The sequence below is a fragment of the Paenibacillus sp. EB106-05-06-XG162 genome (assembly GCF_058791655.1).
In genome coordinates, this window is the sequence record NZ_JBYTDT010000009.1 from 86,295 (window position 1) to 100,648 (window position 14,354).

Genomic DNA, 14,354 nt, shown 5'->3' on the forward strand with positions numbered 1-14,354 from the left:
CGAACGTTCTAAAATAGTGTTGACACAAACGAATGTTCGTGTTAAATTATGGACATAGAAAACAGAACAAACGTTTGGGGTGCTGATTATGCTAAAGTATAGCTCATATCAAAGTGTGTATAATAACCGTTCCGAGGTCGTGAATAGAGACTCTTTTCTTAAGAAGAAGATTGTTCAGGTTGTATTGTTCTTAGTCCTTGTATGCAGTTTGACGAGTATGGGATTATTGAATGCATTTGCTGCAGATACGCGTGAAGGGGAACGTAATGCGAACATTCCGTTGCAGGTTGTTGTATCATCAGGGGATACATTGTGGGCGATTGCGAAGGAACATAAGCCAGCTGGGATGGATGTTCGTAATTATATTGAAATGATCAAAGACCTGAATGGTAAACGGAACAGTTCCATTCAATCAGGTGAAGTGATTAAATTACCAATTCTATAAAAGGTTAATTCGTATGCTCGATAGGGCATAGGCCCTGCTGAGAGTGGAGGGGTTACCCTTGACAACCTCTATTGTAAATGTCAAAGTAATATAGACAGAATAGGGGGGATAGTGATGAATTTCGACAAGATTGTAGAGCGAATTAATGAATTGGCTCGTAAACATAAAACGGTAGGTTTGACGCCGGAAGAGACGGTTGAACGGGACGCGCTTCGTCAACAATATATTGATGGGTTCAAACGTTCCTTGAAGCAGCAACTGGATAATATCGAGTTTGTTGATGAGGATGATAATAATCCAACAATTAAACATTAGATGAAGCAAGTTTTCCTTCGGGAAAACTTCCAAGGAGGAAGAATTTCGATGGCCCGTTCATGGGAAAGAATGGTACGCAAGAACACGAAGAATGTAAATAAGGCTCGTAAGAAACAGGGGCAACAAGTGATCGGTGCGAGTAGAGACGCGAAATCGGGTGTGGATCGTTATGTTGGAAGAAACTTGATCCTACCTATTACATTAGTAGCATTCGGATTATTGTATGCACTACTATATTCCGCTGTAGAACAGAAGACCTCGCCAACCCTGTTCTGGGCAACGGTGGGGTTATACATATTCCTTGGCGTTGTAATCTTCCTGCGTAGACCTTATATTAGTGTAGATAAATCTTCTGTAGGGACACGTCGTTTCAATCGAGACGTACGTCTAGATGCTAGCCAAATCAAAGATATCACCGTGCAAAAAGGTTACGTCGTCATTGGTACGAAGGCTAAAGGTTCCAACTGGGTGTTCTCAAGATTGATGAATCGTTACGATACGGTAGTGATCGGTGAGCGGTTGAAAGAGTTTGCACGCGTCAATAATGTTCCTTTTGAAGAGCGTTAATTATATAGAGCACTGTAAAGGTATGGGGGAGAAGAGAGATGACGATTAAAGCCGTATTATTCGATCTGGACGATACTTTATTATGGGATGATCGCAGTGTGAAGGAAGCGTTTGAAGCTACATGTGCTGCAGCAGCTCGAGCATATCCTCAAATTCAGTCTGTAGATTTGGAAGAAGCAGTAAGACGAGAAGCTAGAGCACTCTATGAATCTTTTCCGACATTCCCGTTCACACAGATGATTGGAATTAACCCTTTTGAAGGGCTGTGGGCGAATTTTACGCATGGGGAACAACAAGAGTTTCGACAATTACAAGCCTTAGCGCCTAGTTACAGAACAGAAGCGTGGACACGTGGTCTGAAGTCGTTAGGGGTTGAAGATGCGGAGCTTGGCGAACGATTGGGTCTATTATTCGCGACAGAGCGTCGGGCTCGTCCTTACGTATATGAAGAGACGTTCCAGATTCTAGATGAATTGAAAGGGAACGTGAAGCTCCTATTATTAACCAATGGGTCGCCTGACTTGCAACAGGAGAAGCTTAACGGAGTACCTAATATCATTTCTTATTTTGATCATATCGTGATCTCTGGCGCATTCGGAGAAGGTAAGCCAGCGTCATCTATATTTAGACATGCGATGGCTGCACTTGAGATTGAGCCTCATGAGGGGCTTATGGTGGGTGACAAGCTTACAACCGATATTAAAGGCGCACTTGGTGTTGGAATGCATGCCGTATGGGTTAATCGACATGGTGCACAGCGCTCGACTGAAATTGTTCCTGATTATGAAATCATGCATCTCTCTGAACTTCACAATATTATACAGCAACATGTATAAATAGAGGGAATCCCTTGTTCTGAATATGGAACAAGGGATTTTTGCATTCTGCTATGACATTTGATACAAAATCGTCACAAAGAATTGACAAAGATAGCCCGAATGAGTCATTCTTCTCGTGTACAATCATTTTATAATGAAAAAGGAATTTGTTGGCTACATAGAGGAGAGGTTATGATGAAGAAGTTAATGGTAATAATGCTTGGGGTAGTATTGTTATTAACAGCGTGTGGTGGAGCGAAGCAGACAAGCTCCATGAAAGTCGGAGATTTTGCGTATACAGATCAGGCTGGGCAAGCGTTCGGACTTGCTGATGTGAAAGGTAAAGTGTGGCTTGCCGATTTCGTATTTACGAATTGTAACTCAGTCTGTCAGCCAATGACTTTCAATTTGACAGATCTTCAGAAGAGAATAAAAGCGGAAAATCTGGATGTCACGTTCGTATCCTTCAGTGTAGATCCAGACCGTGATAAACCTGAAGTTATGAAAGCGTTCGCTGACAAATTCGGCGTGGACTTTGCGAGCTGGCATTTCTTGACGAATTATAAACTTGAAGATATTCAGGCTTTCGCGAAGTCATCATTTAAGACGATTGTAGAGAAGGAACCGAGTTCAGATCAGATGATTCATGGCACATCGTTCTACCTGGTTAGCAAAGAAGGATATATTATGAAGAAGTATAACGGTGTTGAAGATGTTCCTTATGATCAGATCATTAAGGATATTAAAGATTTATCCTAACCGATGATGGAAGTAGACAAGAAAGGAATGCAAATGATGAGAATGAAAAAATGGAGTACTCTGGCTGTTGCTTGTATTCTCCTGATTGCCTTAGTATCGGGTTGTTCAGGATCTAAATCAGCAATGAATCACGATGGAATGGACATGGATATGGACATGAACGAGGATGCAATGAATCCGATCAAAGTAGAGATTATTCTGCCGGAGCAGATTGTTGCGAATAAAGATCTTGAGCTTCAAGCGAAAGTGACGCAAAGCGATAAACCTGTCGATGATGCACAGAAAGTCATGTTCGAGGTATGGCGTGGAGACGAGCAGGAGCATGAGAAAATAGAAGCAAAACATACGAGTGATGGGGTTTATCATATTGAAAAACAATTCGCTGAACCTGGGGAATATACGATGATCGCGCATGTATCAGCTCGTGAAATGCATTCCATGCCTAAGAAAACATTCCAAGTAACAAAATAACAAGAAAAGCCCGCTTATGTCTGAAGAAGACGAAGCGGGTTTTGATTATTCGGCGAAAGATCGAATGGATTATGCCTTTTGAAACGCAGGATCATTATAGGATGTTGCAATCCAACCATCTTTCTCGATAAAGAGGCGAACGGCAACGATTTGACGATTATCCATCAAAGTAAAGAAGTGAGGTGTATGCTCAGGAACGGAGATCACATCACCAGCTTCTAATTCGACGTTAAAATAACCTACGTCGTCTTTTCCCTTGATGATGAAAATTCCCTTTCCCGCCGTAATGGCGCGGATCTCATCTTCCGTATGTGTATGGACGTCTTCGAACTTCGTAAGCAGTTCTTCAAGATTAGGTGTCGAATCCGATAATGTGATGATATCCCAGATCTGATAGCCGCGACGTGCAGCTAGATCACGAATCTCTGCGTCATAGGTAGCGAGAACTTCGGCCTTCTCTTCATCGGAGAGGACGAAACGCTCACGAAGGTTTTCTGGCAACTTAGTTGCATCCCAATGTTCATATAATACTTCTTGGTTCGCTAGAAATGCACGAACTTCTTCTTCGCCTGAAATACGCGCCCCTGTATTACGAATGTAAATTTCAGCCAAAATAATCCCTTCTTTCCTATAAATTAACTAGATATTGATTGTATTATAGTAGATTTTACGCTGGCTGTCGACTTTTAATGCATTGACACTTTTCTAAAGTTTGGTATTCTGTTAAACTAATTCTTAACGTTTTTGCAGTAGGAAGGGGATTAGGCATGAATAAACTGAGCATACAAGAACAAATGAAACATAAAATCCTTATCCTCGACGGCGCAATGGGAACGATGATTCAGCGTGAAGACTTAACGGCGGATGATTTTGGGAGCGAAGAGCTAGATGGCTGTAATGAGATTCTTGTTCTTACGCGGCCGGATGTGATCCAGAAGATTCATGAAGAATATCTAGAAGCTGGCGCGGATATTTTGGAGACGAATACATTTGGTGCCACAAGTGTGGTACTTGCGGAGTATGATTTGCAAGACCGAGCGCGGGAGCTCAATTTGGCTGCTGCCAAGCTAGCAGTGGATGCTGCGAAGAAATACTCTACGCCGGAATGGCCACGTTATGTTGCAGGTGCATTAGGCCCAACGACGAAAACATTGTCGGTAACGGGTGGTGTCACGTTCGATGAGCTTGTAGATTCCTATTATGAGCAAACACTAGCATTAATCGAGGCCGGTGTTGACACAATATTACTTGAGACGTCGCAAGATACATTGAATGTGAAAGCGGGCAGTATCGGAATTAGACGTGCATTTGAGACCGCGGGGAAGACACTACCATTGATGATCTCTGGGACGATCGAACCGATGGGTACAACGCTTGCCGGGCAGAACATTGAATCTTTATATATCTCGTTAGAGCATTTGAAGCCGATCTCGGTTGGACTCAACTGTGCAACAGGTCCTGAATTTATGCGTGACCATATTCGTTCATTGTCTGAAATTGCAGATACGGCAATTAGTTGTTACCCTAATGCGGGGTTACCAGATGAGAATGGTCACTATCATGAATCCCCGGATTCGTTAGCGAAGAAGATGGCAGGGTTCGCGGAACAAGGTTGGCTTAATATTGCTGGTGGATGCTGCGGAACTACACCGGATCATATTCGCGCATTAGCGGAGACGATGAGCCAATTCAAACCACGGAGCGCATTTGGAACACATCCTCCTGCTGTATCCGGAATTGAGACAGTATACATTGAATCGGAGAACCGACCCTACATGGTTGGTGAACGGACGAACGTATTAGGCTCCCGAAAGTTCAAACGTCTGATTGCAGAAGGAAAGTATGAGGAAGCATCCGAGATCGCACGTGCGCAAGTGAAGAGCGGTGCACACGTCATTGACGTCTGTGTACAGGACCCGGATCGTGAAGAATCCGAGGATATGATGAAATTCTTGGAACTCGTTGTGAAGAAGGTCAAAGTACCTCTCGTCATCGATACTACGGATGCGAAGGTTATCGATCTGGCACTGAAGTATTCGCAAGGGAAAGCAATTATTAACTCCATTAATTTAGAGGATGGCGAAGAGAAATTCGAACATGTCGTCCCATTGATTCATAAGTATGGTGCAGCAGCGGTTGTCGGAACGATAGATGAGCGTGGACAAGCAATCACGCGGGAAGATAAGCTGGAAGTTGCAAAGCGCTCCCGAGACCTTCTAGTGAACAAATACGGAATGCAGCCAGAAGACATTATTTTCGACCCGCTCGTCTTCCCAGTTGGGACAGGGGATGAACAATATATCGGCTCGGCAAAAGAGACAATTGAAGGGATTCGCCTCATTAAGGAAGCGATGCCGGAATGTCAGACGATTCTAGGGATTAGTAATATTTCGTTCGGGTTACCAGAAGCAGGGCGTGAGGTGCTGAACTCTGTCTTCTTGTATGAATGTACGAAGGCAGGACTTGATTACGCCATTGTAAACACGGAAAAATTAGAACGTTATGCATCGATCCCTGAACACGAGCGTCGTCTGTCCGAGGAATTACTGTACGATACGAATGATGCGACACTTTCTGCTTTTGTAGCGGCTTTCCGGGATAAGAAGGTCGTAAAGAAAGAGAAGGCTTCGAACTTGACGTTAGAAGAGCGATTAGCATCTTATGTTGTCGAAGGAACGAAAGAAGGCCTTATTCCAGATTTGGACGAGGCACTTAAGAAGTACACTGCGCTTGAAGTCATTAATGGACCGCTGATGGAAGGGATGTCTGAAGTCGGTCGATTGTTCAATAATAACGAGTTGATCGTTGCTGAAGTGTTACAGAGTGCGGAAGTGATGAAAGCGTCTGTCGCACATCTGGAGCAATTTATGGAGAAGAATGAATCCTCTGTCAAAGGGAAGATCATGCTCGCAACGGTAAAAGGCGACGTGCACGATATCGGAAAGAACTTGGTTGAGATCATTCTATCGAATAATGGATTTCAAATCGTTAATCTAGGAATTAAAGTTCCGCCTGAACAGATTATCGAAGCCTACCGCAAAGAGAAGCCGGATGCCATCGGGCTATCGGGACTACTCGTGAAATCAGCGCAACAGATGGTACTAACCGCGCAAGATTTACGCAATGCGAATATTGATGTTCCAATTATGGTTGGCGGTGCAGCGCTGACACGGAAGTTCACCAAAACGCGTATTTTGCCCGAATATAATGGGCTCGTTCTCTATGCGAAAGATGCGATGGACGGCCTAGATCTTGCGAATAAACTTATGGATCCGACGCATCGTCAACGCATGGTTGAAGAAACGGCGGCAATCTTGGAAAGTGTAGGAGAGGAAGAAGAGAAGAAGCCTCTGCCGAAGCTAACGCGGGCAGTACGTTCCAACATTTCTCAAGATGCACCGGTATTTATACCGCCTGATCTCGATCGTCATATTCTTCGCGATTATCCATTAGGTCATATTATTCCATATGTGAACATGCAGATGCTGCTTGGGCATCATCTCGGTCTGCGTGGTTCAGTAGAACAGTTGCTTGCGGAGAAAAATCCGAAAACGGTCGAGCTTAAAGCGACGGTCGATGAAATATTGCAGAATGCAATCTCGGATGGAACGATCAAAGCGCAAGGCATGTATCGGTTCTTCCCTGCACAATCGTCAGGTGATAGTATTATAATCTATGATCCACAGGATACAACGAAAGTTCTTCACACTTTCACATTCCCAAGGCAGCAAGTGGAGCCATTCCTGTGTCTAGCAGATTATTTGAAGTCGGTTGAGAGTGGAATCATGGATTACGTCGGATTTTTAGTCGTGACGGCGGGTAACGGTGTCCGTGAGCTAGCGACGAAGTATAAAGATGAGGGCGACTACCTGAAATCCCATGCAATTCAAGCGACAGCGCTAGAAGTGGCAGAAGGACTGGCGGAGCGGGTTCATCATATGATGCGTGATATTTGGGGTTACCCGGATCCGCAGGAGATGACGATGAAGCAGCGTCATGGGGCAAGATATCAAGGCATTCGGGTATCCTTTGGTTATCCTGCATGTCCGGATCTTGAAGATCAAGGACCACTATTCGAGCTCATGAAACCAGAGGATATTGGCATTGAACTGACAGAAGGGTTTATGATGGAACCAGAGGCATCTGTATCTGCGATGGTATTTGCTCATCCGCAAGCGCAATATTTTAACGTTGAGAAAGTATAATATAGAATAAAGACACAAGAGCCTCCGCCCTAGTTGGAGGCTCTTGGTGCAGGATGGAGGGATTGTTAGTGGAGCTCTATTTCTTAGGGACAGGTGCAGGAATGCCGACGACAGAGCGGAATGTCACGTCCGTAGCACTTCGAATGTTCGACGAACGCGGTACATTCTGGTTGTTCGATGCCGGAGAAGCAACGCAGCATCAAATATTGAAGTCGCCGCTTAAACCGAGTAAACTTGAGAAAATATTCGTTACCCATTTGCATGGAGATCACATCTTTGGGCTTCCGGGGTTATTATCTAGTCGCTCCCACCAAGGTGGAACGGAGACACTTGAAATTTATGGACCTGCAGGGCTTCGACAATATATTGAAACGTCGTTACAATTAAGTCAGTCTCATCTCAATTATGACATCCATATCACAGAGATTGATGAAGGCATTGTCTTTGAAGATGGGCAGTGCAAGGTCGAGGCCTCACGATTGGACCATCGGATTGAATCCTTCGGTTATCGGGTGGTAGAGAAAGATCGGCCTGGACGGATCGACGTCGAAGCCTTAACAAAGGCAGGCATTCCGCCGGGGCCGATCTATGGCAAGTTGAAGCAGGGGGAAGATGTCGTGCATGAAGATGGTTCTGTGATCTATGCGCAGCAGTACATCAGTGAGCCAATCCCTGGCACGATCGTAACGATTCTGGGGGATACAAGGCCGTGTGAGGGATCGAGATACCTGGCGCAGCGTGCAGATGTGCTCGTTCATGAAGCGACATTCATGGAAGGACTCGAGTCGTTAGCCGAGACCTTCTACCACAGTACAACAAGACAAGCTGCCGAGACGGCGCGAGACACAGGTGTTGGACAACTCATCTTGACCCATTTCAGTGCACGATATAGTGATGTCGAGCCGCTTATGGAAGAAGCCAAACAGATTTTCCCCAATACTCTTGCAGCGAAACAACTGGAGTTAATTCCAGTTCGTAAGCGTCGTGACACCACAACCTGAAGAAGAATGAAAAGGAGGCTATACCGATGTCAGACTTTGATGATCGCCGCAGAAATCGCTTCGATACCCCAGGCAACAGACGGAATTTCCTAAATGTCATTGCGATATTGTTGATCCTCTTGAGTATAGCAGGTTACGTTATTTATATGTTTCGCTAAGTTCCATTGAAGCTTGATGCGGCCTAGGTTCATTTGATCGCATACAAGCTTTCAGTCTTTTACAAGGCAATACTTTCCCGGGAAAGCGCAGGATTTGACAAGGATTGATGCCTTGCAACATCGTTTGCGCATCTTTTACAATAGGAAATACTTGATAGAGAGAGGGATATCCAATGAAACCGATACATTTTGCTTTTACGGGGCTGGGTGCCATTGCCAAAACCCATATTGTTGCACTACGCGCCATGCCTGTTATTCAGAAAGCTTCTTTTGTACCCGTATTAGATACGTTAATTACAAGAAATCCGGATGCCAATCGTGAACAAGCGCTTGCGATGGGTTTTCAGAAGGTGACCAATGATCTCAGTGAGGCGCTCGAGAATCCTTCCGTACATATTGTTGATATCTGCACGCCTAACGCGATGCATTTTGCTGAAGGGACGGCTGCTTCGGCCGCAGGCAAGGCCATTTACTTTGAAAAACCCCTGACGGAGACATATAGCAGAACGGAAGAGCTGGTCAGCCACATTTCAGCAAACACGCTTCAGCAAGTTGCGCTTGTCTATCGTTATCACCCCGCTGTCATGAGGATGAAGGCCATTTTGCAAGAAGGAATTATTGGAGATGTTCTTCAGTGCAACTGTTCCTATCTGCGTTCAGGATACCTAAATGCTGAGCGTCCTGTCTCATGGCGATTAAATGATACATTATCTGGCGGCGGCGCAATTACGGATTTGGGCATTCATGTGATCGATTTGCTCGCGCATTTGTTCGGGGAACTAACGGATGTGCACGGAGAGACGAATATTTTTGTAAAAGAGCGTCCAAAAACACAAGGATCTGATGAGCGTGTGCAAATGACGGTAGACGATTGGGCGAGCTTCTTCTATACGACGAAGAGTGGTGTCAGGGGGACGGGCGAAGTATCTCGTATCGCTTGGGGATCGGATCGTTTCAGTGTGCAGATCGTGGGAACCCGCGGAAGTATCACTTGTGATCTTGAAAAGGATATTACACCGAAGGTATCTATGTTGTCGGGCCCGACACCAGCGCTACCTGTGCCATCGAGTCTGCAGCTTATTCCAAATGACAAAACAACCATGGGCGTATTCGTCGATAGTCACTTTGGAGCCTTGAACCATTTCCTGCACCGTTATATTGGTGAAGATCTATGGGCGAATGAGGGGCTTGCTCCGACGATGAAGGATGCAGCGCATGCTGAAATGTGGATCGATCAGATTCTTCGTTCGAAGGCCTAATGGATTGCAGCCTTGCATGGAATTCGCTATGATAGAGGCACTGTGTACAAGGAGCTTTTTAGATAGGCAGAGGAAAGGGAATATACCGATATGCGGAATTCAAATAAAGCATTACTAATTGATTTGGATGGTACATTATATCACGGGAAGCATCGTATCGACGGTGCAGACTTATGGATTCAAGAATTGCAATCACTTCATATACCTTATTTGTTCGTAACGAATAATTCATCGCGCACCCCTGAAGATGTTGCTGCGCATTTGGTTGAGATGGGTATCCCTGCAACGCAAGAGGATGTCTACACGTCCGCATTGGCTGCAGCACAATATGTAAAAGAACATTATCCGCAAGGTGTAAGAGCGGCGGTTATCGGAGAATATGGTTTAGAGACGGCATTGCACGATATTGGGGTTCAAATTACTGAGGATCAACCGGAAATTGTCGTGCAAGGGATTGATCGATCTTTTGACTATGCCAAATTAACACAAGCTGTTCAATGGATTCGTGAAGGTGCAGCATATATTCTGACCAACCCCGATCTTCTCTTGCCTTCGGATACAGGTATTATGCCGGGTGCAGGGACATTGTCAGCTGCCATTCAAGCTGCAACACAGAGGGAGCCGATTGTCATGGGCAAACCCTCCAATATTATTATGAATTACGCGCTCGCAAGGCTTGATTGTGAACCTCAAAATGCGATCGTGGTGGGTGATAACCCACTTACGGATTTGCGGGCGGGACAGGCTGCAGGTTGTGATACAATCCTCGTATTGACCGGACTAGCAACAGAAGCGAACAAGGACCAATTGTTGGCGCAAGCGGGTGTACAGCCATCGATGGTCTGTAAGGATTTGTACGAGGCTGCTGCTGTCACATCGGGCAGAAAATCGCAATAGAATACATACATACCTACCTATAGGATTCATCATCTCGTACGCAACATGGAGGGAATATACGTGTTAGAACTACCGGAACTAGAAACCTACAAAAAATTGCTCTCTGAGCAAATCATCAATAAACGGATTACAGATGTGACTGTAAAGGAAGAGAAGCTGCTCAATAGCGAAGTTTCCGAATGGACCAAGGAATTGCAAGGACGAGAAGTCTTATATATTGAGCGTCGCGGGAAACAACTGCTCTTTCACTTGGATAACGGGAGAAGACTGCTGCTAAACCTTGGTGTTGCAGGGCAGATTCAATATGATACGGAAGGGACGGAAGATGGGAGCGGGACAGCATGGGACGCGCAAGTGATGATTCATTTTGGTCAACAAGTGCTTCGTTTACATGGTATTCGACAAGGATATGTCCATCTTCTCAGTGCGAAGGAAGCTGATCAGCTTCTAAGCGATCTTGGCCCTGAATTGTTGGATCGTAAAATGACCCTGGAGAAATTCCGGATGTTGTTCGCCCGTAAACGTGGCATGCTGAAATCTGCGCTTGTCCAGCAGACATTCATTGCAGGAATCGGGAACGGTTATGCGGATGAAATTGCGTTTGAAGCAGCGCTGCTGCCATCGGCGAAATTACAGGAATTAACGGAGGAAAGCGTTGAAAGACTGTATCACAGTACGTTGACCGTACTGCATGATGCGATTGCGTATGGGGGCTTGGGCGAGCAGCCGCTGAATACGCAGGATCACCTTACAGGTGGCTATAAATCGCACGTACGTGTGATTGAACGTGAAGGGCAAGCTTGTGAGCGATGCGGGTCATTGATTCAGAAATCCGAAGTCGGTTCTCGAAAAACGTTTTATTGCGCGAACTGTCAAAAAGAACAGTAGACTCGAATCTGAGGGGGAATGAGCATGATACATGTATTTTTAGATGACATTCGCCGTTGCCCGGAGGGATTCGTCTATGCGCGATCGGCTGAAGAATGCCTCATACTGCTGGAAGAAGAGGAAGTAGATATACTGTCATTGGATCATGATCTAGGCATTTATCAGCCCAATGGGACGCAGCTTGTGAAGCAAATGGTACTTCGGGGCTTATATCCGCGGGAAATTTATTTACATACCTCCAGTTTATCTGGTCAGAGAACGATGTACGAATTGTTCTATCAGAACAAACCCGATCATGTCATCCTGCATAATGGTCCGATGCCGCAATCGGTAATATCGCGCATTCGAGAGGCTGCCCATGAAAGAAATCAATGAGCAGGATCTATTCGAACGAATCGAACATGTAGAGGTGTACAGGCCATTTGGATTGTATCTATATACACCGCTGTGTGGTACATGTAAGGCGGGCATGCGGATGCTGCACGTGGTCGAAGCGATGTTGCCGGATATCGAGCTATTGCAGATCAATTTGAATTTTTCCCCTCGTCTTGTGGCGAGGTATCAAGTACGGAGTGTGCCTGGGCTGTTCTTATTCGACCCGAAGAGGAGAGGCGAACCGGTGCAAGTCTACGAGATGCGGTCCGTAGAACATTTATTCAACATCATTAAGGATGTGATTCGATGATTTCGATGCAACATATTAAGCTAAGACGCGAAGAGCGGCAAATTCTAGATGATATCACACTTCAGATGAATGAAGGAGAGCATTGGGTGATCCTTGGGCGGAATGGTTCAGGGAAAACGACGCTGCTCGAGATGATGACAGGTTATATGTTCCCAAGCTCGGGGCAAATTGATGTCATGGGCAATCATTATGGACAATGCGATATTCGAGAGGTTCGTAAGAAAATCGGGTATATCAGCCAATCGTTAATGGAGAAATTAACCCTTCGTGATCCCGTATGGGAAGTGGTCGCTACAGGCGAATATGGTTTTCTTCGGTTCTATCAGGAGATCCCTGAAGAGGTTGTCGCTAAGGCGCACAGCCTGATTGAGGAAATGAATCTTGGGCATGTCGCGAACAATCTACTCGGCACATTATCGCAAGGCGAGCGGAAGAAAATTATGTTGGCGCGCGCATTGATGGCTGATCCCCAAATTCTCATTTTGGACGAGCCTTGTGCAGGACTTGATCTGTATGAGCGAGAGAAATTCCTTGATCAGATTAATATTTTGAAGAATCGAGATATTGCACTTGTCTATGTTACACATCATCTGGAAGAAATTGTACCGTTATTTACACACGTCGCATTAATTCATCAAGGAAAACTGGTGGCTGCCGGAACGAAAGAATCGGTGCTCACCCCTGAAATATTAAAACAAGCATACGAAGTGCCGCTCTCGCTCGAATGGGTAGAGGGACGACCATGGATTCGGGTGCAAGGCTTGGAGGTCAATAACCGTTGAAGGGACAACACGAACAACACGAACAACAAGAACAACAAGAACAACAGCACGATATCACATCCAAATGGATTTGTACGGCCAATCATGGCTTTATTGCCTATGCACAAGAGGAGCTTCGTCGCCGTTTTGGACAAGTAAAGGCGATGGTTCTCATGCCTAGCGAAGTCATTCTTGTTACATTGCCAGCGGATGCAGCACAGGTCTTGCGTGAGTTGCAGAGCGACCCGCTTATTTTCTTACGTCATATTCAGAAAGTACAACAAGAATTTAATCTCTCGGAAGCTGGTCAGGAGGAATTGAACACAGCGATCGTCAGTTTCGTTCAATCCCATCATGAACTCCAGAGCGGTCAATCGGTAGCGATTCAAATCCGTAAAGGTTCGAATGAAGCGGGTCCTTTAGACTTAGGTCTTATGAAATCTGCGATTGAGGCAGGTCTTAACGATGCTGGCTTGGAGACGGTAACGCGTGACTCCGATTGGATTGTATCGATTTTTGTGGGAAAAGATTCCGTCTACGTCGGCGTCTCGACGCCAGCAGCCAATCTAAGCGATTGGTCCGGCGGTGCGCTGCGATTCCAGCGTGAAGAAGGTCAAATTTCTCGGGCCAAATTCAAGTTGTTAGAAGCTGAGCGATCGTTTGGCCTAGATCTGGCGACATTCTCGGAAGGGCTTGATATCGGCGCAGCTCCTGGTGGTTGGACTTCGCTGCTGCTAGAGCGGGGATTGAAGGTGACCGCAATCGATCCTGCAGAGATGCATCCATCTTTGACTGCGAATCGTAGACTGACTGTGTTGAAGAAAAATGCGTCTGAGGTGAAATTCCACGAATCGCAATTCGACCTTATCGTGTGTGACATGAGCTGGAGTCCAATGCAAATGGTACGTCTCGTGATGGATTTGTTATATGCGCTCAGATCGGGCGGTACAGCCATTATTACAGTGAAGCTGATGCACAAAAAGCCGCTGCAAACCATTCGTGATATCACGGAGAAATTCAGCGAGCATATGGAAATTCGACGCATGAAGCAGCTGGTGCATAATCGCGATGAGATCACACTGTATATGGTGAAATATTAATTAGGTGTATAAAAATGAATTTGCA

Annotated in this window: 17 protein-coding genes; 16 read left to right on the forward strand and 1 reads right to left on the reverse strand. The window is 45.5% G+C overall.

What is annotated here, in order from left to right; genetic code table 11:
- The first annotated feature begins 88 nt into the window (after positions 1-88).
- The 6 genes from AC3WU2_RS18945 (at position 89) to AC3WU2_RS18970 (ending at position 3,375) form a co-directional block, all read left to right on the forward strand.
- Positions 89-445, forward strand: a complete 357-nt coding sequence (locus AC3WU2_RS18945) for a LysM peptidoglycan-binding domain-containing protein (RefSeq protein ID WP_492456649.1) — start codon at positions 89-91, stop codon at positions 443-445.
- A 114-nt stretch (positions 446-559) separates the two neighbouring features.
- Positions 560-760, forward strand: coding sequence for a DUF896 domain-containing protein (locus AC3WU2_RS18950; RefSeq protein WP_379347729.1), 201 nt, complete (start codon positions 560-562; stop codon positions 758-760).
- Between the two features lie 48 nt (positions 761-808).
- The gene (locus AC3WU2_RS18955; RefSeq protein ID WP_492456650.1) at positions 809-1,327 is read left to right on the forward strand and encodes a hypothetical protein; all 519 of its coding nucleotides are present in this window, start codon (positions 809-811) and stop codon (positions 1,325-1,327) included.
- Positions 1,328-1,365: 38 nt separating this feature from the next.
- On the forward strand, positions 1,366-2,163 hold the full coding sequence (locus AC3WU2_RS18960) for an HAD family hydrolase (RefSeq protein WP_492456651.1): 798 nt from the start codon (positions 1,366-1,368) through the stop codon (positions 2,161-2,163).
- A gap of 177 nt (positions 2,164-2,340) precedes the next feature.
- Complete coding sequence (locus tag AC3WU2_RS18965) at positions 2,341-2,904, forward strand: SCO family protein (protein ID WP_379348886.1); 564 nt, start codon at positions 2,341-2,343, stop codon at positions 2,902-2,904.
- Positions 2,905-3,027: 123 nt separating this feature from the next.
- Entirely contained in the window at positions 3,028-3,375 is a 348-nt protein-coding gene (locus AC3WU2_RS18970) for a FixH family protein (protein WP_492456652.1), read from the forward strand.
- Between the two features lie 69 nt (positions 3,376-3,444).
- Here AC3WU2_RS18970 and AC3WU2_RS18975 read toward each other — a convergent pair whose 3' ends face one another.
- Positions 3,445-3,987, reverse strand: coding sequence for a 1,2-dihydroxy-3-keto-5-methylthiopentene dioxygenase (locus AC3WU2_RS18975; RefSeq protein WP_492456653.1), 543 nt, complete (start codon positions 3,985-3,987; stop codon positions 3,445-3,447).
- A 155-nt stretch (positions 3,988-4,142) separates the two neighbouring features.
- Between AC3WU2_RS18975 and metH the strand changes: the two genes are divergently transcribed.
- From metH to AC3WU2_RS19025, 10 genes are all read left to right on the forward strand, one after another.
- Positions 4,143-7,580, forward strand: a complete 3,438-nt coding sequence (metH, locus tag AC3WU2_RS18980; RefSeq protein WP_492456654.1) for a methionine synthase — start codon at positions 4,143-4,145, stop codon at positions 7,578-7,580.
- Between the two features lie 68 nt (positions 7,581-7,648).
- On the forward strand, positions 7,649-8,581 hold the full coding sequence (gene rnz / locus AC3WU2_RS18985) for a ribonuclease Z (protein WP_492456776.1): 933 nt from the start codon (positions 7,649-7,651) through the stop codon (positions 8,579-8,581).
- A 26-nt stretch (positions 8,582-8,607) separates the two neighbouring features.
- A complete protein-coding gene (locus tag AC3WU2_RS18990) occupies positions 8,608-8,739 on the forward strand; it encodes a hypothetical protein (protein ID WP_314587789.1) in 132 nt (43 codons plus the stop codon).
- Positions 8,740-8,912: 173 nt separating this feature from the next.
- Positions 8,913-9,998 carry a Gfo/Idh/MocA family protein gene (locus tag AC3WU2_RS18995; RefSeq protein ID WP_492456655.1) on the forward strand — a complete coding sequence of 362 codons (1,086 nt, stop codon included), beginning with the start codon at positions 8,913-8,915 and terminating at the stop codon, positions 9,996-9,998.
- A gap of 90 nt (positions 9,999-10,088) precedes the next feature.
- Positions 10,089-10,895: a TIGR01457 family HAD-type hydrolase gene (locus AC3WU2_RS19000; RefSeq protein WP_492456656.1), complete on the forward strand. Its 807-nt coding sequence runs from the start codon at positions 10,089-10,091 to the stop codon at positions 10,893-10,895.
- 60 nt (positions 10,896-10,955) lie between these two features.
- Complete coding sequence (locus tag AC3WU2_RS19005; protein ID WP_492456657.1) at positions 10,956-11,783, forward strand: Fpg/Nei family DNA glycosylase; 828 nt, start codon at positions 10,956-10,958, stop codon at positions 11,781-11,783.
- A 24-nt stretch (positions 11,784-11,807) separates the two neighbouring features.
- Positions 11,808-12,158 (forward strand): cyclic-phosphate processing receiver domain-containing protein, encoded by a 351-nt coding sequence (locus AC3WU2_RS19010; protein WP_492456658.1) that lies wholly within the window; start codon positions 11,808-11,810, stop codon positions 12,156-12,158.
- Entirely contained in the window at positions 12,142-12,468 is a 327-nt protein-coding gene (locus AC3WU2_RS19015; protein WP_492456659.1) for a thioredoxin family protein, read from the forward strand. The genes AC3WU2_RS19010 and AC3WU2_RS19015 overlap by 17 nt, the downstream gene beginning before the upstream one ends.
- Positions 12,465-13,250 carry an ABC transporter ATP-binding protein gene (locus AC3WU2_RS19020; RefSeq protein ID WP_492456660.1) on the forward strand — a complete coding sequence of 262 codons (786 nt, stop codon included), beginning with the start codon at positions 12,465-12,467 and terminating at the stop codon, positions 13,248-13,250. The genes AC3WU2_RS19015 and AC3WU2_RS19020 overlap by 4 nt, the downstream gene beginning before the upstream one ends.
- Complete coding sequence (locus tag AC3WU2_RS19025; protein ID WP_492456661.1) at positions 13,247-14,329, forward strand: 23S rRNA (cytidine(2498)-2'-O)-methyltransferase RlmM; 1,083 nt, start codon at positions 13,247-13,249, stop codon at positions 14,327-14,329. Before AC3WU2_RS19020 ends, AC3WU2_RS19025 begins: the two co-directional genes overlap by 4 nt.
- Positions 14,330-14,354: the final 25 nt, after the last annotated feature.